Origin of the sequence: Agrococcus sp. TSP3-2-1, assembly GCF_049897585.1 — a bacterium.
In the GTDB taxonomy this organism is placed as follows: domain Bacteria; phylum Actinomycetota; class Actinomycetes; order Actinomycetales; family Microbacteriaceae; genus Agrococcus.
On record NZ_JAFCWN010000001.1, the window covers coordinates 343057 to 366693 of the forward strand.

20 protein-coding genes are annotated in these 23637 nt (G+C 74.0%); 13 read left to right on the forward strand and 7 right to left on the reverse strand.

Annotated elements, in window-relative coordinates; all coding sequences use genetic code 11:
• Positions 1-46 precede the first annotated feature (46 nt).
• From ACP7BI_RS01770 to ACP7BI_RS01780, 3 genes are all read left to right on the forward strand, one after another.
• Positions 47-382: a DUF4190 domain-containing protein gene (locus ACP7BI_RS01770; protein WP_425843299.1), complete on the forward strand. Its 336-nt coding sequence runs from the start codon at positions 47-49 to the stop codon at positions 380-382.
• Between the two features lie 91 nt (positions 383-473).
• A complete protein-coding gene (locus ACP7BI_RS01775) occupies positions 474-1580 on the forward strand; it encodes an adenosine deaminase (RefSeq protein WP_425843301.1) in 1107 nt (368 codons plus the stop codon).
• Positions 1577-2014 (forward strand): PTS sugar transporter subunit IIA, encoded by a 438-nt coding sequence (locus ACP7BI_RS01780; protein ID WP_425843303.1) that lies wholly within the window; start codon positions 1577-1579, stop codon positions 2012-2014. Before ACP7BI_RS01775 ends, ACP7BI_RS01780 begins: the two co-directional genes overlap by 4 nt.
• Before the next feature lie 66 nt (positions 2015-2080).
• On the opposite strand, the gene ACP7BI_RS01785 is transcribed toward ACP7BI_RS01780, so the two are convergent.
• Both ACP7BI_RS01785 and ACP7BI_RS01790 read right to left on the reverse strand, forming a co-directional pair.
• Complete coding sequence (locus ACP7BI_RS01785) at positions 2081-3748, reverse strand: phospho-sugar mutase (protein ID WP_425843305.1); 1668 nt, start codon at positions 3746-3748, stop codon at positions 2081-2083.
• Positions 3745-4575, reverse strand: coding sequence for a purine-nucleoside phosphorylase (locus tag ACP7BI_RS01790; RefSeq protein ID WP_425843307.1), 831 nt, complete (start codon positions 4573-4575; stop codon positions 3745-3747). The genes ACP7BI_RS01785 and ACP7BI_RS01790 overlap by 4 nt, the downstream gene beginning before the upstream one ends.
• Positions 4576-4652: 77 nt before the next feature.
• On the opposite strand from ACP7BI_RS01790, the gene ACP7BI_RS01795 reads away from it, so the two are divergent.
• From ACP7BI_RS01795 to ACP7BI_RS01805, 3 genes are all read left to right on the forward strand, one after another.
• Entirely contained in the window at positions 4653-5192 is a 540-nt protein-coding gene (locus ACP7BI_RS01795; protein ID WP_425843309.1) for a YaeQ family protein, read from the forward strand.
• A gap of 108 nt (positions 5193-5300) precedes the next feature.
• On the forward strand, positions 5301-6755 hold the full coding sequence (locus ACP7BI_RS01800) for an NAD(P)H-quinone dehydrogenase (protein ID WP_425843546.1): 1455 nt from the start codon (positions 5301-5303) through the stop codon (positions 6753-6755).
• 193 nt (positions 6756-6948) lie between these two features.
• Positions 6949-7857 carry a hypothetical protein gene (locus ACP7BI_RS01805; RefSeq protein ID WP_425843311.1) on the forward strand — a complete coding sequence of 303 codons (909 nt, stop codon included), beginning with the start codon at positions 6949-6951 and terminating at the stop codon, positions 7855-7857.
• Between the two features lie 105 nt (positions 7858-7962).
• On the opposite strand, the gene ACP7BI_RS01810 is transcribed toward ACP7BI_RS01805, so the two are convergent.
• Positions 7963-9729, reverse strand: a complete 1767-nt coding sequence (locus tag ACP7BI_RS01810; protein WP_425843313.1) for an acetyl/propionyl/methylcrotonyl-CoA carboxylase subunit alpha — start codon at positions 9727-9729, stop codon at positions 7963-7965.
• 262 nt (positions 9730-9991) lie between these two features.
• Here ACP7BI_RS01810 and ACP7BI_RS01815 point away from each other — a divergent pair, with 262 nt between their 5' ends.
• The 4 genes from ACP7BI_RS01815 to ACP7BI_RS01830 are packed head-to-tail and all read left to right on the forward strand — an operon-like array spanning position 9992 to position 15267.
• A complete protein-coding gene (locus ACP7BI_RS01815) occupies positions 9992-10801 on the forward strand; it encodes a hypothetical protein (protein ID WP_425843315.1) in 810 nt (269 codons plus the stop codon).
• Between the two features lie 55 nt (positions 10802-10856).
• Complete coding sequence (locus tag ACP7BI_RS01820) at positions 10857-11483, forward strand: TetR/AcrR family transcriptional regulator (RefSeq protein ID WP_425843317.1); 627 nt, start codon at positions 10857-10859, stop codon at positions 11481-11483.
• A gap of 3 nt (positions 11484-11486) precedes the next feature.
• Positions 11487-13211, forward strand: a complete 1725-nt coding sequence (locus tag ACP7BI_RS01825; RefSeq protein ID WP_425843319.1) for an ABC transporter ATP-binding protein — start codon at positions 11487-11489, stop codon at positions 13209-13211.
• Position 13212: 1 nt separating this feature from the next.
• The gene (locus ACP7BI_RS01830) at positions 13213-15267 is read left to right on the forward strand and encodes an ABC transporter ATP-binding protein (RefSeq protein WP_425843321.1); all 2055 of its coding nucleotides are present in this window, start codon (positions 13213-13215) and stop codon (positions 15265-15267) included.
• Between the two features lie 4 nt (positions 15268-15271).
• Here the strand turns inward: ACP7BI_RS01830 and ACP7BI_RS01835 are convergent, their stop codons facing one another.
• Both ACP7BI_RS01835 and ACP7BI_RS01840 read right to left on the reverse strand, forming a co-directional pair.
• The gene (locus ACP7BI_RS01835; protein WP_425843323.1) at positions 15272-16015 is read right to left on the reverse strand and encodes a hypothetical protein; all 744 of its coding nucleotides are present in this window, start codon (positions 16013-16015) and stop codon (positions 15272-15274) included.
• Between the two features lies 1 nt (position 16016).
• Positions 16017-16652: a Maf family protein gene (locus ACP7BI_RS01840; protein WP_425843325.1), complete on the reverse strand. Its 636-nt coding sequence runs from the start codon at positions 16650-16652 to the stop codon at positions 16017-16019.
• Between the two features lie 94 nt (positions 16653-16746).
• Between ACP7BI_RS01840 and ACP7BI_RS01845 the strand changes: the two genes are divergently transcribed.
• Both ACP7BI_RS01845 and ACP7BI_RS01850 read left to right on the forward strand, forming a co-directional pair.
• Positions 16747-17697: an L-lactate dehydrogenase gene (locus ACP7BI_RS01845; RefSeq protein WP_425843327.1), complete on the forward strand. Its 951-nt coding sequence runs from the start codon at positions 16747-16749 to the stop codon at positions 17695-17697.
• A gap of 35 nt (positions 17698-17732) precedes the next feature.
• Entirely contained in the window at positions 17733-18995 is a 1263-nt protein-coding gene (locus tag ACP7BI_RS01850; protein WP_425843329.1) for a class I SAM-dependent RNA methyltransferase, read from the forward strand.
• Between the two features lie 255 nt (positions 18996-19250).
• Here the strand turns inward: ACP7BI_RS01850 and ACP7BI_RS01855 are convergent, their stop codons facing one another.
• Together ACP7BI_RS01855 and ACP7BI_RS01860 are read right to left on the reverse strand one after the other, a co-directional pair.
• Positions 19251-20390, reverse strand: a complete 1140-nt coding sequence (locus tag ACP7BI_RS01855; protein WP_425843331.1) for an FAD-dependent monooxygenase — start codon at positions 20388-20390, stop codon at positions 19251-19253.
• 52 nt (positions 20391-20442) lie between these two features.
• Positions 20443-21405 (reverse strand): DNA topoisomerase IB, encoded by a 963-nt coding sequence (locus tag ACP7BI_RS01860; RefSeq protein ID WP_425843333.1) that lies wholly within the window; start codon positions 21403-21405, stop codon positions 20443-20445.
• Positions 21406-21524: 119 nt separating this feature from the next.
• Here ACP7BI_RS01860 and ACP7BI_RS01865 point away from each other — a divergent pair, with 119 nt between their 5' ends.
• Positions 21525-23636, forward strand: a complete 2112-nt coding sequence (locus ACP7BI_RS01865; protein ID WP_425843335.1) for an acyltransferase family protein — start codon at positions 21525-21527, stop codon at positions 23634-23636.
• Position 23637 lies beyond the last annotated feature (1 nt).

The window sequence follows — 23637 nt, forward strand, 5'->3', positions numbered from 1 at the left end:
GGTTGGCTCGACGCATCCGCACCACTCAAGCCCTGAGGAGCCAGTCGTGACCGATCCCCAGCTGAACCGCCCGAGCAGCGCGTACGTCGGCGATGCCACGCAGCCCGCGGGTGCCGCCTACGGCGCGGCGGAGCCGAAGACGCTCAGCGTCGTCGCGCTCGTGCTCGGCCTCGCATCCATCTTCATCGGCGGCTCGATCCTCGTGCCCATCGCGGGCATCATCGTCGGCGTCATGGCGCGTAAGCGCGAGCCCGCGGGACGCACGATGGCGCTGTGGGGCATCTGGCTGAGCGTCGCGATGCTCGCGCTGTGGGCGCTGCTGTGGATCGTCGCGGGCGGCCTCATCCTCGCCGCGATCGGGCTTGCCGCCTCCGGCGCCTGACGTGCCTGCGGGCTCCGATCGCGGCGGCATGCCGCGGCGCGCTCGCGGCCGATACGATCGAGGCTCAATGCACCCCGATGACGGAGGCGGAATGAGCCGGTACGAGGTCGACGGCGTCGACATCCAGACGCTGCCCAAGGTCAGCCTGCACGACCACCTCGACGGGGGGCTCCGGCCGCAGACGGTGCTCGAGCTCGCCGACGAGATCGGCCTCGAGCTGCCGGCGAGCGACGCCGACGCGCTCGCCGAGTGGTTCGCCGCGCAGTCGAACTCCGGCTCGCTCCCGGAGTACCTCAAGACCTTCGACATCACGACCGCCGTCATGCAGACCGAGCACGGGCTGCACCGCGTCGCGAAGGAGTTCGTGCTCGACCTCGCGGAGGACGGCGTCGTCTACGGCGAGATCCGCTGGGCACCCGAGCAGCACCTGCAGCGCGGCCTCTCGCTCGACCAGGCGGTCGAGGCTGTGCAGGCGGGCATCGAGGAGGCGATCGACCTCGTCGAGACGCACGGCCGCGGCATCCGCATCGGCCAGCTCATCAGCGCCATGCGGCACCTCGACCGCGCGGACGAGATCGCCGAGCTCGCGCTCCGGCACCGCGACAAGGGCGCCGTCGGCTTCGACATCGCCGGCCCCGAGGCGGGCTTCCCGCCGTCGCGGCTCGCGTCGGCGTTCGACCGGCTCGCGAAGGCGCACTTCCCCGCGACGGTGCACGCGGGCGAGGGCGACGGCCTCGCGAGCATCGAGGACGCGCTCTTCGCCGGCCGCGCGCTGCGGCTCGGGCACGGCACGCGCATCGCCGAGGACATCGAGGTCGAGCAGGAGCGCGATGACGCGATCGTCGTGCGGCTCGGCGAGCTCGCGGAGTGGGTGAAGGACCGCCGGATCCCGCTCGAGCTGAGCCCGAGCTCCAACCTGCAGACCGGCACGATCGCGCAGTGGGGCGACTCGCTCGAGGACCACCCGATCGACCTGCTGCTGCAGCTCGGCTTCGCCGTCACCGTCAACCCCGACAACCGCCTGCAGTCGGGCACGACGCTCACGCGCGAGATGGGCCTGCTCGTCGAGGCGTTCGACTGGGATCTCGACGACCTCGAGGAGGTCACGCAGAACGCCGTCGCCGGCGCCTTCTGCTCGCTCGAGGAGCGGGAGGAGCTCGCCGACGAGATCGCCGACGGCTTCGACGACCTCCGATGACGCTGCCGCTCGACGAGGCGACCTTCTCTCCCGGGGTGCACGCCGCCGACTGGCGCGCCGCCGTGCGCGCCGCGGGGGTCGACCTCGTGACCGCGCGAGCGGTCGGTCGCGCGTACGTCGAGGAGCTCGTGCAGCAGATCGAGCAGGCCGGCCCCTACTGCGTCGTCGCGCCGGGCGTGGCCGTGCCGCACGCGCGGCCGAGCGCGGTCGTGCGCCGCGACGCGCTCGCGATCGTCGTGCTCGACGAGCCCGTCGCGTTCGGCCACCCGCACCACGATCCGGTGCGGGTCGTCATCGGGCTGGCGGCGACGAGCCCCAAGCGCCACTTGCGGATGCTCGCGGAGCTCGCGAACGCGCTCGACGGCGAGGGCGTCGCCGAGGCGATCGCGCGCGCGGCGACGCGCGACGACGCGATCGCGGCGCTGCGCCGGTAGGGAACCCCGGCCCGGGACGGGCCGGGGCGCTGGCGTCGCGCCGGAGACCCGAAAGGGTCTCCGGCTTCAGCTCCAGCGCGCCAGCAGCGGCCGCACGGCGTCGGCGATCGCCGCGACCCGCACCCGCGCCGCGCGCACGCGCGCCGCGGGCGGCCCGGCGGTCGAGGTCGCGTCGATGTAGACCTTGAGCTTCGGCTCGGTGCCGCTCGGGCGCACCATGACGCGAGACCCGTCGTCGAGCGTGAAGCGCAGGATGTCGCCGATCCCGCCGTGCTCGGGCAGCGCGAGGTCATCGGCCGCGACGACTGCCGCGCCCGCGAGCTCGGTCGGCGGCGCCGCGCGCAGCGCCGCCATGAGCGCGGGGATGCGCGCGAGGTCGGTGACGCGCACGCTCACCTGACCGGACTCGAACGCGCCGAACTCCGCGGCGAGCGCGAGCAGCTCCTCGGCGAGCGACGAACCGCGCTCGTGCAGCTCGCTCGCGAGCGTGAGGATGCGCACGAGCGCCGAGATGCCGTCCTTGTCGCGCACGGTGCCGGGGTTGACGAGGTAGCCGAGCGCCTCCTCGTAGCCGTAGACGAGGCCCGGCACGCGCGAGACCCACTTGAAGCCCGTGAGCGTCTGCACGAACTCGAGCCCGTGCGCCGCCGCGATGACGCCGAGCCCGGGGGAGGAGACGATCGAGGCGGCGAGCGCGCCGTGTCCGCGCGCGGCGCGGGCCGCGTCCCAGCCGAGCAGCAGGCCCACCTCGTTGCCCGTGAGCATCCGCCAGCCGGCCGGCGCCGACGCATCCGGCACCGCGACCGCGAGCCGGTCGGCGTCGGGGTCGTTCGCGACGATCAGCTCGGCCCCCTCCGCGGTGGCGAGCGCCATCGCGAGGTCGAGCGCGCCCGGCTCCTCGGGATTCGGGAAGTCGACGGTCGGGAACGCGCCGTCGGGCTCGGCCTGCTCGGGCACGACCGTCACGGGCGGGAAGCCCGCGGCGTCGAGCACCGCGCGCACCGTCTCGAGACCGACGCCGTGGAGCGGCGTGTAGACGACCTTCGGGCCGCCGGCGCCCGGCATGCCCTGATCGGGCTGGCCGATCGCCGCCGTCGCCGTGACGTACGACTCCCAGACGCCCTCGCCCGCGACCTCCGGCTCGCCCCGCGGGTACTCGGTCACCGGCACCGCGGCCGCCTCGACGATGCGGGCGGCGATCTCGGCGTCGGCGGGCGGCACGATCTGGCTGCCCTCGTCGGCGCCGCCGAGGTAGACCTTGTAGCCGTTGTCGGCGGGCGGGTTGTGGCTCGCGGTCACCATGACGCCGGCGCTCGCGCCGAGGTGGCGCACCGCGAAGGCCGTCACGGGCGTGGGCAGCAGCCGCGGCAGCAGGATCGCCCGCACGCCGGCACCGGCGAAGACCTCGGCGGCGTCCCGCGCGAAGCGCTCCGAGCCGCGCCGCCCGTCCCAGCCGATCACGACCGAGGGGTAGGGCTCTCGGTCGACGAGGTAGCGGGCGAGCCCCGCGGAGGCCTGCTGCACGACGACGGTGTTCATGCGGTTCGGCCCCGGGGCGATCCGGCCACGCAGGCCCGCCGTGCCGAACTGCAGGCGCCCGCGGAACGCATCCGTCACCTCGGTCATCGCGGCGGCGTCGCCCGCCTCGGCGGCGGCGATCGTCGCCTCGAGCTCTGCCCGCATCTCGGGGTCGGGATCGGCGGCGGCCCACGCGCGCGCGGCGTCGAGGCTCATGCTCGGGCGCCGATCGCGGCGACGACGTCGGCGAGCAGGCGCGAGATGCGGCCCTCGGCCTCGCGGCCGGCCTCGATGACCTCCTCGTGCGAGAGGGGCGTCGTCTGGATGCCCGCCGCGAGGTTGGTGATGAGGCTGAGCCCGAGCACCTCCATGCCGGCCTCGCGCGCGGCGATCGCCTCGAGCGCCGTCGACATGCCGCAGACGTGGCCGCCGATCGCCTTCGCCATCTGCACCTCGGCGGGCGTCTCGTAGTGCGGGCCGCGGAACTGCACGTAGACGCCCTCGTCGAGGCTGCCGTCGACCTCGCGCGCGATGTCGCGCAGGCGCGGCGAGTAGAGGTCGGTGAGGTCGACGAACGTCGCGCCCTCGAGCGGCGAGTCGGCCGTGAGGTTGATGTGGTCGCTGATGAGCACGGGCTGGCCCGGCGTCCAGCTCGGCTTGATGCCGCCCGCGCCGTTCGTGAGCACCATGACGGATGCGCCTGCCGCGGCGGCGGTGCGGACGGAGTGGACGACGCGGCGCACGCCGTGACCCTCGTAGTAGTGCGTGCGGGCGCCGATGACGAGCGCGCGGCGGCCGTCGTCGGTCAGCACGGAGCGGATCGTGCCGACGTGCCCCTCGAGCGCGGGCTTCGAGAAGCCGGTCATCTCGGTCGCGGCGATCGTGTGGGTCGTCTCGCCGAGCAGGTCGGCCGCGCGAGCCCAGCCGGAGCCGAGCGTGAGGGCGATGTCGTGCGACTCGACGCCGGTGATGCGGCGGATGTCGTCGGCGGCCTGGCGCGCGACCTCGCGCGGGTCTGCGGGGGCATCGAGCGGGTGCGTCATGGCGCCCACTCTAGGGGCGACGGAGGCCCGCGCACGTCGGCGCGCTCGCTCGCGGCCCGCCCGTAGGCTGGGTCACCATGGCCATCGGCGCGACCGTCCACACCTTCGAGGTGCAGCTCTCCGACGTCGACCGCGGCGTCTACGAGGAGCTCTCGCTCAAGGTCGCGCAGCACCCCTCCGAGACCGCGGCGTTCATGGTGACGCGCGTGCTCGCGCTGTGCCTCGAGCACGAGGAGGGGATCGGGTTCGGCGACGGGCTCTCGGGCGGCGACGAGCCGGCGGTGCTCGTGCGCGACCGCACCGGCGCGCTCGTCGCCTGGATCGAGATCGGCGCCCCCGAGGCCGAGCGCGTGCACCGCGGCAGCATGGCGGCGGATCGCTGCGCGGTCTACACGCATCGCGACCCCGAGAGGGTCGCCGCCCGCTGGGCCGGGAAGCGCATCCACCGACCCGAGGACGTGCGGCTCGTCTCGTTCGACCCCGGATTCGTCGACGCGGTCGCCGACGCTGTCGCGCGCCGCACGTCGATGACGATCTCGGTGACCGAGGGCGTGCTGTACGCCGAGGTCAACGGCCGCGCGCTGTCGACGGCGATCCATGAGCGCCGGGCGGGCTGAGCGCTTCGGCCACTTTCCGGGCCCCGGGGACGGCGCCCGGCGCTGGGGTCGCGGCCGAGGGCCGAAAGGCCCTCGGCTTTGAGCTCCACCGCGCGCGGATGCGGGATGATGGAGCACGTGAGTGCATTCGAGCGCAAGCAGCGCGTGGTGATCATCGGCGGCGGACCGGGCGGCTACGAGGCGGCGCTCGCGGGAGCCCAGCTCGGCGCGGAGGTGACGCTCATCGAGCGCGCCGGCGTCGGCGGCAGCGCGGTGCTCACCGACGTCGTGCCCTCGAAGACGCTCATCGCCTCGGCCGAGTCGGCCGCCGCGATCGAGCAGGCCGACGAGCTCGGCGTGCAGTTCTTCGCGCGCGGCGATCGCGGCCGCCCGCTGCGCCCCGAGGTCGCGGTCAACTTCACGAAGCTCAACAAGCGCATCCGGAAGCTCGCGCACAGCCAGTCCGACGACATGCGCCAGACGCTCGAGAGCCTCGGCGTGCAGGTCGTCGAGGGCGAGGGCCGCTTCACGAGCCCGACGACCGTGGCCGTCTCGACCGGGGGCGCGAACGCGAAGGACTTCGACTCGTTCGAGCTCGACACCGCGGTCGTCTCGGTGGGCGCGCGCCCGCGCGTGCTGCCGAGCGCCCAGCCCGACGGCGAGCGCATCCTCACGTGGACCGAGCTCTACGACCTCAAGGAGATGCCCTCCCACCTCATCGTCGTCGGCTCGGGCGTCACGGGTGCCGAGTTCGCCTCCGCCTACCGGCTGCTCGGCTCCGAGGTGACGCTCGTCTCGAGCCGCGAGCGCGTGCTGCCGGGCGAGGACACCGACGCGGCCGACGTCATCGAGGAGGTCTTCCGTCGCGGCGGCATGCACGTGCTCAACAAGCAGCGCGCGACGAGCGTCGTGCGCGACGGCGACGAGGTCGTCGTGACGCTCTCCGACGGTCGCGAGATCCGCGGCAGCCACTGCCTCATGGCCGTCGGCGCGGTGCCGAACACCGAGCGGATCGGCCTCGACGCCGCGGGCGTGCAGACGACCGAGTCGGGCCACATCCGCGTCAACCGCGTCGCGCGCACCTCCGTGCCGCACATCTACGCCGCCGGCGACTGCACCGCGTTCTTCCCGCTCGCGTCGGTCGCCTCGGTGCAGGGGCGCACGGCGATCTTCCACGCGCTCGGCGACGAGGTGCGTCCCATCACGCTCCGCAACGTCGCGTCCAACATCTTCACCTACCCCGAGATCGCGACCGTCGGCTGGCAGCAGGCGTCGATCGACGCGGGTGAGCGCGAGGCGCGCATCGTGAAGCTCCCGCTCAGCCACAACCCGCGGGCGAAGATGCAGGGCGTGCAGGACGGCTTCGTCAAGCTCATCGCCGGCACCGACCTCGGCACGATCGTGGGCGGCGTGGTCGTCGCGCCCCGCGCATCCGAGCTCATCCTGCCGCTCTCGCTCGCGATCGAGCAGCGCCTCACGGTCGACCAGTTCGCGCGCGCATGGGCCGTCTACCCGTCGCTCTCGGGCTCGGTCACCGACGTCGCCCGCTCGATGCACGTCGCGCAGGAGCAGCTCGAGCCCTGAGCCGGGCCCCGCGCGCCGCGCCGCGCCGCTCACCGTTTCGCAGGCGATCCCGCCAGGGCGAGGGAGCATTCCCCTCGGACCGCCTCGATCGCCTGCGAAACGACGGCGGGAGGCTGCGGGTGGGGATGCCCTTCTCCCCAGACGCTGGACGAGGCGCCGACGACGCACCGGGTGAGGCGGCACGATCGCGCACGTGGCGATCCAGGATGCGGTGCGCGCGCTGGGCGGCGTGGCGTCGCTCGCGCAGCTGCGCGCTCGCGGCTTCGGCCGGCCGGCTGTGCTCGACGCTCGCCGTGCCGGCACGCTCGTCGCCGTGCGTCGGGCGTGGGTCGCGGTCCCGGATGCCGACCCCCGGCTCGTGCAGGCCGTACGCATGCGCGGGCAGCTCACGTGCATCTCGGCGACGAGCGCGATGGGCATCTGGACCCTCGAGGACGGCCGCCTGCACGTCGCGGTGCCGGGCAACGGCTCGCGACTGAACCCCAGGGAGCGCGGAGCGCCGGCCGCGATCGATGATCCGGAGGTCGCGCTGCACTGGCGCGGGCGCACCCGGGCCCCGGAGCTCGCGCGGCAGCCGCTCGCGGACGTGCTGCTGCATGTCGTCGAGTGCCAGCCGACCGAGCTCGCGCTCGCCGTGCTCGACGCGTGCCTCCACGAGCGACGCTGCACCCTGCCGTGGTTGCGGCGGCTGCTGGAGGGGAGCGAGCGAGGCCGGCTGCTCGCGTCGCTCCTCGATGCCGGCGCGGGCTCGGGACTCGAGAGCATCTTCCGCTACCGCTGCCGCTCGATCGGGCTGCGCGTGCGGACGCAGGTCGAGGTGCCCGGCCTCGGGCCCCGCGACTTCCTGCTCGGCGACGCGCTGTGGGTCGAGCTCGACGGCCGCGAGCACCACACGCGGGTCGACGACTTCCCGCGCGACCGGCGGATAGACCGCGAGCTGCAGCTGCGCGGCGGCACCGTGCTGCGCTTCGCCTACGAGGACGTCATCCACGAGTGGCCGCGCACGGAGGCGACGCTGCTCGACGTCGTGCGACGCGACCGCCATCGCCGCCGCCCCGGCCGCAGCGACGGCGGCGACGACGCCGCTGCAGCAGCGGCATGAAGCGCTTCGCAGGCGATCTGACCGACTCGAGGGGAATCGTCCCTCCGTCGGCCCGGATCACCTGCAGAACGCGTCGACTGCTCGGGTGCGCGCGGGTTCCGCGGGTCAGGCGTCGTTGGGCGTGATCGACACGAGGCGGTGGCCCGAGGGGACGGTCGCGCCCACCGGCGCGTCGATCGCCGTCACGACGCCGTCGACGGGGGAGGAGAGCGGCTGCTCCATCTTCATCGCCTCGAGCACGACGAGCAGGTCGCCCGCGACGACGCGGTCGCCCTCGGCGACGGCCGCCTTCACGACCGTCGCCTGCATGGGCGAGACGATGATGCCGGAGCCGACGCCGCCCGCGAGCACCGTCCGCATCCGCCGGGGCGCGGGGCCCTTCGCGTCCTTCGTGTCGGAGAAGAGGCGCTTCGGCATCGACACCGCGATGCGCTTGCCGTCCGCCTCGACGACGACCGTGCGGCGCGGCTCCGGGCCGCCGAGCTCCGACGGCTCGCCGCCCCACGCGGGGATGTCGTTCTCGAACTCCGTCTCGATCCACGACGTGTAGATCGAGAAGGGCGCGTCGCCCTCGGGCGCGAACGCCGGGTGGTCGACGATGCGGCGGTGGAAGGGCAGCACCGTCGGGAGCCCCTCGACCTCGAACTCCGCGAGCGCGCGGCGAGCGCGGGAGAGGGCCTCGGCGCGGTCGCGGCCGGTGACGATGAGCTTCGCGAGCATCGAGTCGAAGTTGCCGCCGATGACGTCGCCGGCGACGACGCCGGAGTCGATGCGGATGCCGGGGCCGCTCGGGGCGCGGAACACCCGCACGGGGCCGGGCTGGGGGATGAAGCCGCTGCCGGCGTCCTCGCCGTTGATGCGGAACTCGATCGAGTGGCCGCGCACCTCGGGGTCGTCGTAGCCGAGCGCCTCGCCCTCGGCGATGCGGAACTGCTCGCGCACGAGGTCGATGCCGGTGACCTCCTCCGAGACGGGGTGCTCCACCTGGAGGCGCGTGTTGACCTCGAGGAACGAGATCGTGCCGTCGGCGCCGATGAGGAACTCGCACGTGCCGGCCCCGACATAGCCGGCGGCGCGGAGGATCGCCTTCGACGCGCGGCGCAGCTCGGCATCCTGCTCGGCGGTGATGAACGGCGCGGGCGCCTCCTCGACGAGCTTCTGGTGGCGGCGCTGCAGCGAGCAGTCGCGCGTCGAGACGACGACGACGTCGCCGTGCGCGTCGGCGAGGCACTGCGTCTCGACGTGGCGGGGCTTGTCGAGGTACTTCTCGACGAAGCACTCGCCGCGGCCGAACGCCGCGACCGCCTCGCGCGTCGCCGAGTCGAACTGCTCCTCGACCTCCTCGCGGGTGCGGGCGACCTTGAGGCCGCGGCCGCCGCCGCCGAAGGCCGCCTTGATCGCGACCGGCAGCCCGTGCACGTCGACGAACTCGAGCACCTCGGCAGCGCCGGCGACGGGGTTGATCGTGCCGGGCGCGAGCGGCGCGCCGACCGACTCGGCGATGTGGCGGGCGGAGACCTTGTCGCCGAGCTGCTCGATCGCGTCGGGGCTCGGGCCGATCCAGATGAGCCCGGCATCGATGACGGCGCGTGCGAAGTCGGCGTTCTCGGCGAGGAAGCCGTAGCCGGGGTGCACGGCGTCGGCGCCCGAGCGGCGCGCGACCGAGAGCAGCTTGTCGATCACGAGGTAGCTCTCGGCGCTCGTCGAGCCGTGCAGCGCGAAGGCCTCGTCGGCGAGCTGCGCGTGCTGCGCATCGCGGTCGGGCTCGGCGTAGACCGCGACCGAGCCGATGCCGGCGTCGCGCGCCGCCCGGATGATGCGGACGGCGATCTCGCCGCGATTGGCGATGAGGACCTTGGTGATGCGGCGCATGGTTCTAGAGCCTAAGCGGGAGGACATGGCGGATGCGTGCGCACGCCACACAGGAATGCCGGGTTCGGTTGCGGATTCCCACAGTCGGGCCGCGGGACCCGCGTGCTGCGCGGAGGGGTCGAGTCGCGCGCAAGCGGTCGAGTCGCCCGCACGGGGTCGAGTCGCGCGGGGGCTGTCGAGCCGCGCGCCGCGCTCGAGCGCGGCGCTGCATCTCTGCCCCCAAGCCCTGTGCCCGACCGCCCGGCGCACCTAGCATGGAGCCGTGGATCCCGTCGTGCTGGCGCTCGTGGCCGAGTGGTGGTGGATCGCTCCCGCCGGCGCGGGTGCGGGCGCCCTCGGCGTCGTCGGCGTGCGGCGCGGCCGCCCGGCCGGCCGTCGGCTCGAGCTCGACGCCGCGATGCACGACGTGCGACAGGCGACGGATGCCGTGACGCGCTCGCGCGCAGACCTCAAGGTCGCGCGCGCCGAGCTGCTGCGGACGCAGGCGGAGCAGTCCGCCGGCCGCGTGGGCCTCGGCGCGGTGCTCGAGTCGAAGCGGCGCGCGCAAGCCGCTGAGCGCGCGGTGAAGGTCGCGGTCGCCGACCTCAAGGCCAGGCGGGCGTCGGTGCACGCGGCGCGCGCGACCCTGCCCGCGAGCCGGGCGCCGCTCGAGGCGATGCCGCTCGCGCGGCTGCGAGACGAGCACGATCGCCTGACGGCGCGCTGGATCGCGTACGAGACCGACCCGGCCAAGGCGATCGACTACCCGACCATGACCGACGCGTCGAGCCCGGCGCTGCAGGAGTTCCTGCGCGAGCAGCGGCGCGCGCTCGAGCTGCGGCCCGCGAGCCTCGGGACCCGCATGGCGCCCGGCGAGTTCGCCGCCTACCGCGACGCCGTGCGGCGCGCGACGCACGCGTTCGACGCAGCGGAGCATGACGCGCGGCGCGGGGTCGGGGAGCGACCCCCGAGCACCGTCGGCAGCACCGATTGGAGCGCGCTCGCGCACGAGCTGCTCGAGACCGCGCAAGGCGCGATCGCCCGCTCCGCGGAGGCGTGGCAGCGCGACCGGAGGCGGCGCCCCGGCATCTGAAGCGCCCGCTGGGTGCCGCTTGTGAGTGAGTGCTCACTCATCTACGCTGATCGTCGTGTCGCCCCCACCTCGCTTGAGCGCTGACGACCGGCGCGCGCAGATCATCGACGCCGTCACGCCCGCCGTGCTCGAGCTCGGTGCCGCGATCACGTCGCGGCAGCTCGCCGACGCGGCGGGCGTCGCCGAGGGCACGCTCTTCAAGGCGTTCGGCGACAAGGAGTCGCTGCTCGCCGCGCTCGTCGAGCACCACATGACCGACGCCGAGCCCGATCTCGACCTGCGCGCCGACTCGGTCGCCGAGCTCGTGGCGACCCTCGTGCCCGTGCTCGTCGAGCGGATGCGGTTCATGTTCGGGCTCGTGATGGCGCTCGGCCCCATCGCCCAGCGGGTCGCGGCAGAGCGCCGCGACGACTTCGAGCGCTCGAAGCGCTGGATCGCCGCGCGCTTCGAGCCGTTCGCGCACGACCTGCGCGTCACGCCGCTCGTCGCGGCCGAGGTGCTGCGCGCGCTCGCGTGGGCCGCGGCCGCGAGCTGGGGCGAGGACGAGCCCGTGTCATCGGTCGACGACATCATGCAGGTGCTCCTGCACGGCATCGTCGCCGCCCCGGGTGCCGAGTCCGGTGCCGAGCCCGCGCCGGGGCGCCGACCCGACGCATCCGCCCTCGAGCCCGTGGAGGCCTGACCCATGCTGTGGAAGCTCATCGTCCGCTACGTGCGGCCCTCGATGCTGTCGCTCCTGCTCGTCGTGCTGTTCCAGTTCGTGCAGTCGGTGCTCACGCTCATGCTGCCGACGATCAACGCCGACATCATCGACGAGGGCGTGCTGCGCGGCGACACCGACACCGTCTGGCGGCTCGGCGTGCTCATGCTCGCGCTGAGCCTCGGGCAGGTCGCCGCCAACGTGCTCGCGATCCTCTTCGGCGCGCGGCTCGCGATGCGCGCGGGCCGCGACCTGCGCGCCGACCTCTTCGGCAAGGTCGGCGACTTCAGCGAGCAGGACGTGCAGCGCTTCGGCGCCGCGAGCCTCATCACCCGCAACACGAACGACGTGCAGCAGGTGCAGATGCTCATCCTCATGTCGTGCACGATGCTGCTGTCGGCGCCGATGATGGCGATCGGCGGCGTCATCATGGCGATCCGGGCGGATGCGACCCTCTCGTGGCTCATCGCGGTCTCGGTGCCGCTCATGCTCGTCGTGCTCGGCTTCCTCGTCTCGCGCCTCGTGCCGATCTTCCGGCAGCTGCAGGAGCGCATCGACCGCATCAACAAGGTGCTGCGCGAGCAGCTCACGGGCATCCGCGTCATCCGCGCGTTCGTGCAGGAGCGGCGGGAGAAGGCGCGCTTCGCGGTCGCGAACGACGACGTCACCGACGCCATGATCCGCACCGGCAACCTCTTCGTGCTGATGTTCCCGGTCATCATGCTCATCGTCGAGGTCTCGAGCGTCGCCGTCATCTGGTTCGGCGCGGGGCTCGTCGATCGGGGCGAGCTCGAGATCGGCACGATGATGGCCTTCCTGCAGTACCTCATGCAGATCCTCATGGGCGTGCTCATGGCCACCTTCATGACGATCATGATCCCGAGGGCCGCGGTCTCGGCCCGGCGCATCGGCGAGGTGCTCGAGACCGAGCCGACGATCGAGCGCGTCGTCGACGGCCGCGAGCAGGTCTCGCCCGGCACCGTCGAGCTGCGCGATGTCGTCTTCCGCTACCCGGGTGCAGACCACCCCGTCATCGACGGCGTGAGCCTGCGCGCCGAGCCCGGCGAGACCCTCGCGATCATCGGCTCGACCGGCGCGGGCAAGACGACGCTCGTGAACCTCATCCCGCGGCTCTTCGACGCGACGGGCGGCGCGGTGCTCGTCGGCGGCGTCGACGTGCGCGAGCTCGACGCCGAGGCGCTCTGGCGCGGCATCGCGCTCGTGCCGCAGCGCCCCTACCTCTTCGCCGGCACGGTCGCCTCGAACCTCCGCTACGGCAACGAGGCCGCGACCGACGAGCAGCTGTGGCGCGCGCTCGAGATCGCGCAGGCGGCGGGCTTCGTGCAGCAGATGCCGAAGCAGCTCGAGTCGCGCATCGCGCAGGGCGGCACGAACGTCTCGGGCGGTCAGCGGCAGCGGCTCTCGATCGCCCGCGCGCTCGTCGCCGAGCCCGACGTGCTCGTCTTCGACGACTCGTTCTCGGCGCTCGACCTCACGACGGATGCGCGCCTGCGGGCGGCGCTGCGGGACGCGGTGGGCGAGACCACCCAGATCGTCGTCGCCCAGCGGGTCTCGACGATCGTCGACGCCGACCGGATCGTCGTGCTCGAGCGCGGTCGGGTGGTGGGATCCGGCACGCACGAGGAGCTGCTCGCGGGCAATGACACCTACCGCGAGATCGTCGAGTCGCAGATGGCAGTGGAGGCCTGAGATGGCGCGCGTGAAGAAGGAGCGACCGGCGAGGCCGGAGCCCGAGCTCACCGAGGAGGAGCGGCTCGAGGCCGAGCAGGCCGAGGCCGCGCGCATCGGCGCCGGCGATTGGGAGCCGCCGCCCGGCAAGGCCAAGTCGTTCGGCGCCTCGGCGCTGCGGCTGCTGCGGCTCATGCACCCCTACCGCTGGCTGCTCGCGCTCGTGTTCGCGCTCGGCTCGATCGGCGTCGTGCTCGTCGTGCTCGGCCCGCGCATCCTCGGCGAGGCGACGAACGTCATCGTGCAGGGGCTCGTGCAGCGGCAGATGCCGCCGGGCGCGACCCAGGCGCAGGTCGTCGAGGGGCTCCGCGCCGACGGCCAGGACGACTTCGCCAACATGATCGAGCGCATGCCCGACCTCGTGCCCGGTGCGGGCATCGACTTCGAGCGGCTCGGCGGCATCCTGCTCGTCGTGCTCGGCGTCTACCTCGCCGGCAGCCTCTTCCAGTGGCTGCAGGGCTTCGTCGTCAACCGGGTCGTGCAGCGCACCGTGCAGGGGCTGCGGCGCGACGTCGAGGAGAAGGTGCACCGCCTCCCGCTCGCGTACTACGACCGCACGCAGCGCGGCGAGCTCCTCTCGCGCGTGACGAACGACCTCGACAACGTGTCGCAGACGGTCTCGCAGACGATGTCGCAGATCGTCACGGGCATCCTGAGCGTCGTCGGCGTGCTCGTCATGATGCTGACGATCAACGTCTGGCTCGCGCTCATCGCGCTCATCGCGGTGCCGCTCACGGGCATCATCCTCGGCGCCGTGATGGGCCCGGCGCAGGGCCTGTTCAAGGAGCAGTGGCGCCGCACGGGCCGCATGAACGCGATCGTCGAGGAGGCCTTCACGGGCCACGCGCTCGTCAAGGTCTTCGGCCGCGAGCAAGCGGTGCGTGCGCGCTTCGAGGAGGAGAACGACGGCGTCTTCGACGCGGCGTTCAAGGCGCAGTTCATCTCGGGGCTCGTCTTCCCGCTCATGACCTTCGTCGGCAACATCGGCTACGTGCTCGTCGCCGTCGCGGGCGGGCTCTTCGTCGCCGCCGGGCAGATCCTCGTCGGCGACGTGCAGGCGTTCATCCAGTACTCGCAGCAGTTCTCGCAGAACCTCGGCCAGATCGGCCAGACGGTCACGATGGTGCAGTCGGGCGTCGCGAGCGCCGAGCGGGTCTTCGAGCTGCTCGACGCCGAGGAGGAGGAGCCCGACGAGGGCGGCGCGACCCCGGCGCCCGGCTCGGGCCGCGTCTCGTTCGAGCGCGTGCGCTTCTCGTACTCGCCCGACAAGCCGCTCATCGACGACCTCTCGCTCGAGGTCGAGCCGGGCCAGACGGTCGCGATCGTCGGCCCGACCGGCGCCGGCAAGACGACGCTCGTCAACCTGCTCATGCGCTTCTACGAGGTCGACGGCGGCCGCATCCTGCTCGACGGCGTCGACACGCGCACGATGACGAGGGATGCGCTCCGGTCGCAGACGGGGATGGTGCTGCAGGACACGTGGCTCTTCGGCGGCACGATCCGCGACAACATCGCCTACGGGCGGCCCGACGCGACGGAGGAGCAGATCCTCGAGGCTGCTCGCGCGACGTACGTCGACCGCTTCGTGCACGCGCTGCCCGAGGGCTACGACACCGTGATCGACGAGGACGCGACGAACCTCTCGGCGGGCGAGAAGCAGCTCGTGACGATCGCGCGCGCATTCCTCGCGCAGCCGAGCGTCCTCATCCTCGACGAGGCGACGTCCTCGGTCGACACGCGCACCGAGCTGCTGCTGCAGCACGCGATGGCGGCGCTGCGCACCGACCGCACGTCGTTCGTGATCGCGCACCGGCTCTCGACGATCCGCGACGCCGACCTCATCCTCGTGATGGAGCAGGGCTCGATCGTCGAGCAGGGCACGCACGACGAGCTCGTCGCCGCCCGCGGCGCCTACTGGCGGCTGCTCAACTCGCAGTTCGAGGAGGCGGCGGTCGACCTCGAGGCCGATGCCGGGCTCGCCGAGACCGGCGTGGTGCCGACGCAGCAGAGCACCTGACCGGTCACGGGCGCAGCGCGAGCCAGCTCTCGACGTCGTGCACGGCGATGCCCGCGAAGCGGTCGTCGCCGGCGAGGCGCGCGGCCACCTCCGCGAGCTCGCGCTCCAGCACGGCGCGGCCGTCGTCGGCGAAGGTCTGGGCGGCGGTCGGCTCGGGCTCGGCCACGGCGCCGGTCTCGACGCCGATCCGGTAGGGCCGGCGGGTACCGGCGATCGCGCGCCGCGCCCACGCGCTCGACGCGAGGATGTCGGATGCGCGGTCGCGGTACGCCATGAGCGTGACGGCGTCGGCGCGGGCGACGACGTCGCGGAACTGGCGCGGATGCGCCTGTGCGAGCCACGGCGCGAGGTCGATCTCGACGGGCAGGCTCGTCCGCGCGGCGACGTCCCGCACGGTGCGCGCGAGCCCCTCGAGCAGCGCGCGCTCCCGGCTGGGCCAGTCGCGCCGCGTCCACGGCTCGATGTCGAGGTGCACGCCTTGGAAGAGGAGCGCCGCGGTCGCTCGCCGCATCCACGTGACCGCGTCGTCGCCCGTCGTCCACGACGGGTCGCCGCCGAGGGCCGAGACGCGCACGCCCTCGCCGCGGAGCGCCGCGACCTGCTGCTGGGTCGTCGGCGTCGGCCCGCCCCACGGCACGCTGACGAATGCCTCGGTGACGCGCTGCTGCACGGCGAAGGCTGCGACGGCGGCCGGGTCGGGCGGCGCGGCCTCGTGCATCCACACCCACATCGCGCGTCCCGGCGGCATCTCAGCCGCCCGTGAGCGCCGGCCAGGCGACGCCCAGCTCGCGCGCGAGGCGCCGCAGCGCCGGGATGCTCATGCCGACGACCGTCGAGGGGTCGCCGTCGATGCGGTCGATGAACGCGGCGCCCCGGCCGTCGATCGTGAACGCGCCCGCGACCTCGAGCGGCTCGCCCGTCGCGACGTAGGCGTCGATCTCGGCCTCGTCGATGTCGGCGGCGAAGTCGAGGCTCGTCGCCGTCGCCCGGCCCGCAGAGCGGATCACCTCGCCGAACCGCACGCGCAGCAGCCAGTGCCCGGAGTGGAGCGTCGCCGATCGGCCGCGCTGGGCGAGCCACCGCTCCCGCGCGCGCTCGGGCGAGTGCGGCTTGCCGAGCATCGCGCCGTCGAGCTCGAGCGACGAGTCGCCGCCGAGCACGAGCCCGTCGAAGTCGTCGAGCGGGTCCTCGTCGAGGAGCGCCTCGGCCTTCGCGCGCGCGAGCACGAGCACGTACCGCTCGGGCGAGAGCGGCCCGTGCGCCGCCTCGTGCGCAGCGATGAGCAGCTCCTCGTCGAGGTCGGTCGGCCGCACGATCGGCTCGATCCCCGCTTGCCGCAGGAGCGCGAGCCGGGCGGGGGAGGCGGAGGCGAGGATGAGCTGCACGCGTCGATCCTCGCATCGGCGGCTGAGCCTCGGCGCCGGGCGATCGGCGCTGCGGCAGTGGCGCGCGAGCGGGCGGCTCCCCTAGCGTCGAGCCATGGAGCAGAGCCGACCGACGAAGCTGTCCATCATCGGCGCGGGCGGCGTGGGCGTCGCGATCGCCTACGCCGCGCTCATCCGCGGCTCGGCCGACGTCGTGGCGCTGCACGACCTCGCCGCGGCGAAGGTCGAGGCAGAGGTGCTCGACCTCGCCCACGCGATGCCGTTCCTCGCCGCCAGGCGCGTCGAGGGCGGCAGCGACCTCCGCGTCATCGCCGGCAGCGACGTCGTCGTCATCACCGCGGGCGCCAAGCAGCAGCCCGGCGAGCCGAGGCTCGCGCTCGCCGCCCGCAACGCCGACATCGTGCGCGCGCTCGTGCCGGGCATCCGCGAGCACGCGCCCGACGCCATCCTGCTCATCGTGACGAACCCGTGCGACGTGCTCACCGTCGTCGCCCAGCGCGAGAGCGGCCTCGACGGCGCGCGAGTGCTCTCGTCGGGGACGGTCCTCGACACGTCGCGGCTGCGCTGGCGCCTCTCGGAGCTCGTCGGGGTGCACCCGCGCAGCGTGCACGCGCTCATCGTCGGCGAGCACGGCGACAGCGAGTTCCCGCTCTGGTCGCGCGCGAAGATCGGCCCGGTGCTCGTGCGCGAGTGGCGCGAGGGCGGCGAGCTGCGCTTCCCGCTGCCAGAGCTCGACCGCATCGCCGACGAGGTCATGCACGCCGCGTACCGCATCATCGAGGGCAAGGGCGCGACCTCGAGCGCGATCGGCGTCTCGACCGCCCGCATCGTCGAGGCCATCCTGCGCGACGAGCGCGCGGTGCTGCCCGTCTCGAGCGTGCTGCGGGGTGAGCTCGGGCTTCGCGATGTCGCGCTCTCGCTGCCGTCGGTGCTCGGCCGCGGCGGGGTCGAGCGCGTGCTCGAGGTGCCGATGGAGGATGCGGAGCGCGCGGCGCTCGAGCGCAGCGCCGAGGCGATCGCGAGCACGCTGCGCTCGCTCGGCTGAGCCGTCCGGCCGCGAGGATGCGGGAGGATGGAGCCATGCCGCAGGACATCGCAGAGGGCCGGATCGTCGAGCTGACGATCGACAACGTCGCGCACGGAGGCCGCTTCGTCGGCCGCCACCGCACCGACTCCGATGAGCGCGGGCGGGTCGTCTTCGTGCCCGACACGATGCCCGGCGAGACGGTGCGCGCGCAGGTCGTCGAGGTGAAGAAGTCGTTCGCGACCGCGGTCGCGCTCGAGGTCGTGTCGGCGTCGCCCGACCGCGTCCCGCACGTGTGGGACGAGGCATCCATCGAGCGCGCCCCGCTCGAGCGGGCCGGCGGCGCCGAGTTCGGCCACATCGCGCTCCCGCGGCAGCGAGAGCTCAAGCAGCGCGTCATCGAGGACGCGCTCGAGCGCACCGGAGGCATGGCGCGCGAGGTGCCGGTCGCGGCGGCGCCCGGCGACGACGAGCGCGGCGGCCTCGGTTGGCGCACGCGCGTGCGGCTCCACGTCGACGACCGCGGCCGCCAGGGCCCGTTCGCGCCCCGCAGCCACGAGGTCGTGCCGGTGGCCGACCTGCCGCTCGCGACCGAGGGCATCCGCCTCTCCGCCCAGCTCGACCAGCGACTGCCGCACGTCACCGCCGTCGACTACGTGCAGCACGGCGACGAGGTCGACGTCATCGCGATGGAGGGCGCGCCCGAGCGAGGCCGCACCGACACGATCGTCGAGACGGTCGGCGGGCGCGAGTTCGCGCTCGACCGCTCGGGCTTCTGGCAGGTGCACCGCGAGGCGCCCGGCGTGCTGACGGATGCGGTGCGTCGCGCGATCGACGCCGACGCGGTCGACGCGGCGGGCTGGTCGCTCGACCTCTACGGCGGCGTCGGCCTGTTCGCGGCGACGATCGCCGAGGTGCTGGGGGAGCGGACGCGTGTGACGAGCGTCGAGGCCGACGAGATCGCGACCGACCACGCGAGCGAGAACCTCGCCGAGTGGCTCGGCGCGAGCGCCGAGACGGGCCGCGTCGACCGCTGGCTGCGCGAGCTCGCGAAGAGGGCGAGCAAGACCGAGCGCGAGCGGCTCTCGCGCGGCGTCGTCGTGCTCGACCCGCCGCGCGCCGGCGCGGGCCGCGAGGTCGTCGAGCAGCTCGTCGCGCTCGAGCCGGCGCAGATCGTCTACGTCGCGTGCGACCCGGTCGCGCTCGCGCGCGACGCGAAGCTGCTCGCGGAGCGCGGCTGGAGCGTCGACTCGCTCGAGGCGTTCGACCTGTTCCCGCACACCCACCACGTCGAGGCGGTGGCCTCCTTCCGCCGCTGACCGACGAGCGGCGCCTCGCGCCGCTGCCCGTGCACAACGCAAGCCCCGGAACGCTGATCCGCGTCTGATCCGGCGCCGAGCCGGCATCCGCCGCCGGATCGGTCCGAGCGGCTTGCGTTGTGCACGGGGTGGCGGGCGCTCCTCGAGCACGAGGCGCAGCACCACGGGCAGCTCGTCGGCTGCCTCTTCGGGCTCGGCATCCCTCGGCCGGAGTCGTGGCAGCGGCAGTGCGCGCTCGACCACGACGACACGTCGTCAGCCGCCCTTCGCGACGCCGCCGGCCGCCCGCGCCACGACGTGCGCGACGCCCGGGATCGCCGTCGCGCGCCACATCGCCTTCTGCGTCTCGAGCTCGATGCGCGAGTGCGGTGCGAAGGCCGCGGCCAGCCGTCGGCCGCGCGCCTGCTCGCGCTCGACGACCGGCCGCCACTCGCGCTCGAAGGCGGCGAGCCCGTGCGCGACGTCCGTCGCGTGCCGCGCGAACGCGAGCTCCTCCGCGAGCCGCTCGGCGCCCGCGATCGCCATCGACGCCCCTTGACCGGCGAGCAGCGAGACGGCGCCGGCAGCATCGCCCAGCAGCACGACGCGGCCGCGCACCCACGGCTCGACGACGGTCTGCGCCACCCGGTCGAGGTACGGCTCGGTGGCGCTCCGCACCGCGCGGCGGCCGAGCACGCCCATGCCGATCACCGCGGCGCGCGCATCGCGCTCCGCCACGCCACGCAGCACCGCGAAGCCGGTGACGTCCGTCGTGCCGAGCGGCGCGACGACGAGCTGCCGGTCGAGCTCGACCTGCATCGCGACGCGGCCGCCCAGATCGGCCGCGAGCTCGGGATCGTCGCCCGTCCACGCCGCAGCGATGAGGTCGCCGACCGGCCGCACGAAGCGCTCGTGCGGCCCCCACGCGAGCTGCCGCACGCGCGAGCCGACCCCGTCGGCGCCGACGAGCAGGTCGCCCTCGAGCCGCTCGCCGCTCGAGAGCAGCACGCTCACCCGGCCGCCCTCGTCGCGGACCGTCTCGACCTGCGCGCCCCAGCGCATCCGCACGCCGTCGGGGAGCGCCGCGAGCAGCGCCTCGACGATCTGCGGCCGCAGGATGGTCAGGTAGCGGCCGCCCGCCGCTTGCTCGACGACCGAGATCGGCAGCCGCGCGCGCACTCGGCCTGTCGAGTCGACCGCACGCACCTCGGGGTAGCACTCCGCGCGCTCGCGCAGCGCCGGCAGCAGGCCGAGGCGATCGGCGGCGTCGAAGCCCAGGCCGAAGAAGTCGACGAGGTAGCCGGCGCGGCGGGGCGCGGGCGCGCGCTCGAGCACGTCGACGCTCCAGCCGTCGAGCGCGAGCCGGCCCGCGAGGGCCAGCCCGGCGACGCCGGCTCCGGAGACGATCGCGTGCATCTGCAGACGGTACCGCCTGCGGCGGTGAGCCGGCTCAGCTGTCTCAGCGAGCTCAGCGCAGCAGGTCGAGCAGCGCGCGCTCGCGCGAGCCCTTGAGCCCCATCGTCGCGCCCTGCTCGAAGCGGGCGAAGACCTCGGGGTCGATGTAGCTCGACTTCGCGACCGATGGGGTGTTGCCGAGCGCTTCCGAGACCGCCTTGATCGCCTCGCGGACCGCGCGGTTCCGCGCCGTCTTCGTCGCGACGTCGCGCGCTTGCGCGAGCGACTCGGCCGCGACGAGGGTGCCGTGCAGCGTGCGGAAGTCCTTCGCCGTGAACTCGCCGCCCGTCGCCTCCCGCACGGCCGCGTTGAGGTCGGCGTCGCGGAGGGCGTGCGCCCCCTCGTCGTCGCGCCACGCGAGCAGCCGCGAGCGGCCGGAGCGGCGCGTCAGCAGCTGCTCGACGCAGCGCGCGAGCGCCGCATCCTCGATCGTCACGTCGAAGCGCTGGCCGGACTTCGCGGGGAACCGCAGCCGCACCGCGTCGCCGGTGACCTTCGCGTGCCGGCACAGCAGGGTCATGAGCCCGCGCGTGCCGCGCTCCTCGGCGTAGGTGTCGCCGCCCGCGCGGATCGCGACGGCGTCGAGCATGCGGAGGGCGGCGGCGAGCACGCGCTCGCGCGGCAGCCCCTCGAGCGCGAGGTCGCGCGTGACCCGGCGCCGCATCGCGGGCAGCGACTCGGCGAGGTCGAGCGCGCGCTCGTGCTTGACCCGATCGCGGCGCTCGCGCCACTCCGGGTGGTAGCGGTACTGCGTGCGGCTCGCGTCGTCGACGCCGATCGCCTGGATGTGCGCTCTCGGGTCGGCAGCGATCCACACGTCCGTCCAGGCCGGTGGCACCGCGAGCGACTCGGCCCGCTCGCGGTCCTCGGCCGAGACTCGCCGGCCGTCGTCGTGCACGTACGCCCAGCCGCGCCCCGATCGACGGCGCCGGATGCCCGCATCCGTGCCGGGCTTCGCCCTGCGGAGCCTCGCCATAGCGGGATGGTAGCGACGGGCTACCTGGGAATCCGCCCGCGGCCCGGGGTCTCGGCAAGCCTCGACGGTACGATGGCCGGTCGGATGCCCCGGCGAGCCGCGAGGGATCCCCACCGACCATGACTGCGCACTCGAGCCCCCGACGCCACGACCTCCAGGGTCTGCGCGCGCTCGCGTCGCTGCTCGTGGCGACCTCGCACATCTGGTTCGGCAACGTCTCGGGCGGCGTCGACGTCTTCTTCGCCATCGGCGGCTTCCTGCTCGCGTCGAGCCTCATCGGCGAGATCGAGCGCAGCGGCCGGATGGGCGTGATCGCGGCGCTGTGGCGGCAGGGGAAGCGGCTCTTCCCGATGGCGGGCATCGTGCTCGTCGTCGCCGGCTCCATCGCCCTCGTCGCTTCCGGCCCGCTGCTGCTCAACCGGGTCGCGCACGACATCTCGGCGGCTGCGACGTACCGCATGAACGAGCGGCTCGCGTCGACCGCGACCGACTACCTCGGCGCCGGCCTCGCGAAGTCGGAGTTCCAGCACTTCTGGGCGATGAGCGTGCAGGGGCAGTGGACGGCGCTGTGCATCGTGCTCGTCGGGATGCTCGCCTTCGCGCTCGGCGACGGGGCGGCCCGGCGGGCGCGCACGATCGCGGGGGCGCTGCTCGGCGTGGCCGCCGTCGCGTCGTTCGTCTATGCCAACCACCAGATCGCGATCGATCCCGTGCCCGCCTACTACGACACGCTCGCGCGATCGTGGGAGCTCGCGCTCGGCGGCTTCGCCGCCCTCGTGCTCACGCGCATCCCGCTCTCGGCCGTCGCGCGCGCCGTCATGGGTGTCGTCGGCATCGCGCTCGTGCTCACCGCGGGCATGCTGCCGCAGCACCTCGCGCAGCCCGGCGCCGTGACGCTGTGGCCCGTCACCGGTGCGCTGCTCGTGCTGCTCGCCGGGCACGGCGCCGAGTCGGGGCTGGTCGGCCGGGCGCTCTCCTGGCGGCCGCTCGTCTGGCTCGGCGGCATCTCCTACGGGCTCTACCTATGGCACTGGCCGGTGCTCAAGGGGCTCGTGGCCCTCGACCCGGCGCAGGGCGATGGCGTCGGGCTCGTGCCGGGCGCCCTCGTGCTCGCGCTGTCGATCGCACTCGCTTGGGGCTCGACGAGGCTCATCGCGCTCGCGAGCCGGCCGCGGCAGCGCGAGTCACGATCGGTGCCACGGCTCGTGCCGCTGCTGCCCGCGGTCGCGACCGCGGCGGCCGTCGCCATCGCGATCGCGCCAGGCATCCAGGAGCGCGCGATCGCGACGCAGGCGGCCGCGGCTCCGCAGCCCGAGTCGCCCGAGCAGCTGCAGGAGTGGGTCGCGCAATCGGTGTCGACGCCGACCGCGCCGATGCGCGGCGCGGTCTCGGGGGAGGCGGGCCAGTCGTCCGAGTGGCTCGTCGACGAGTGCTCGACGGTCGAGGAGCCCGAGCTCGACGCGTGCCGCTACCCGGCGCCGCCCGCGACGCACGGCCGCGAGGCGTGGCTCGTCGGCGACTCGCAAGCGGTCGCGCTCGCCCCCGGCGTGCGCGCCGCGCTCGCGGGGCACGCCGACGTGCAGCTGCTCGGCCGCGAGCTGTGCCCGTTCTCGAGCGCTCCGGTGGTCGCGCGCGAGCTCGGCGAGGATGCGGCGGCGTGCGACGAGCACATCGCGCTCGTGCTCGGGCTCGCCGCCGAGCGCAAGCCCGACCTCGTCGTGATCACCTACGGCGCGTGGTGGGTCGGCGACGGCTACCGCCACCTCGGCGCCGACGTCGGGCGGCGCCTCGCCGAGGGCACGATCGACCTCATGCGGCAGCTCGACGCGATCGGCGTGCGCTCCGTGTGGCTCGACAGCGCGCCGCCCTTCGCCGAGATGCAGGCGTGCATCGACGCCGTCGCGACCGACGGCGACCTCGCGACGTGCATCGCGCCGCTCGACGACGAGGAGCTGCGGCGCCACGAGCGCATGGTCGAGACGATCTCGGCCGGCGGCGGCGACCTCGTCGACACGCTGGGCTGGTACTGCGACGTCGAGCGCCGCGCGTGCCCGCTCATCGCGGGCGGCGTCTACACGTGGGCCGACCCGCACCACATCAGCGCGCCCGGCGCGATGCAGCGCGTCGCGCTGCTCGAGGACGCGCTGCTGCCGCGGCTCCGCGCGGAGCAGGCGGATCGCGACGCGCCGGTCGCCGAGGCGAGCGCGCCCGACGCGGCGCCCGGCGGCTGAG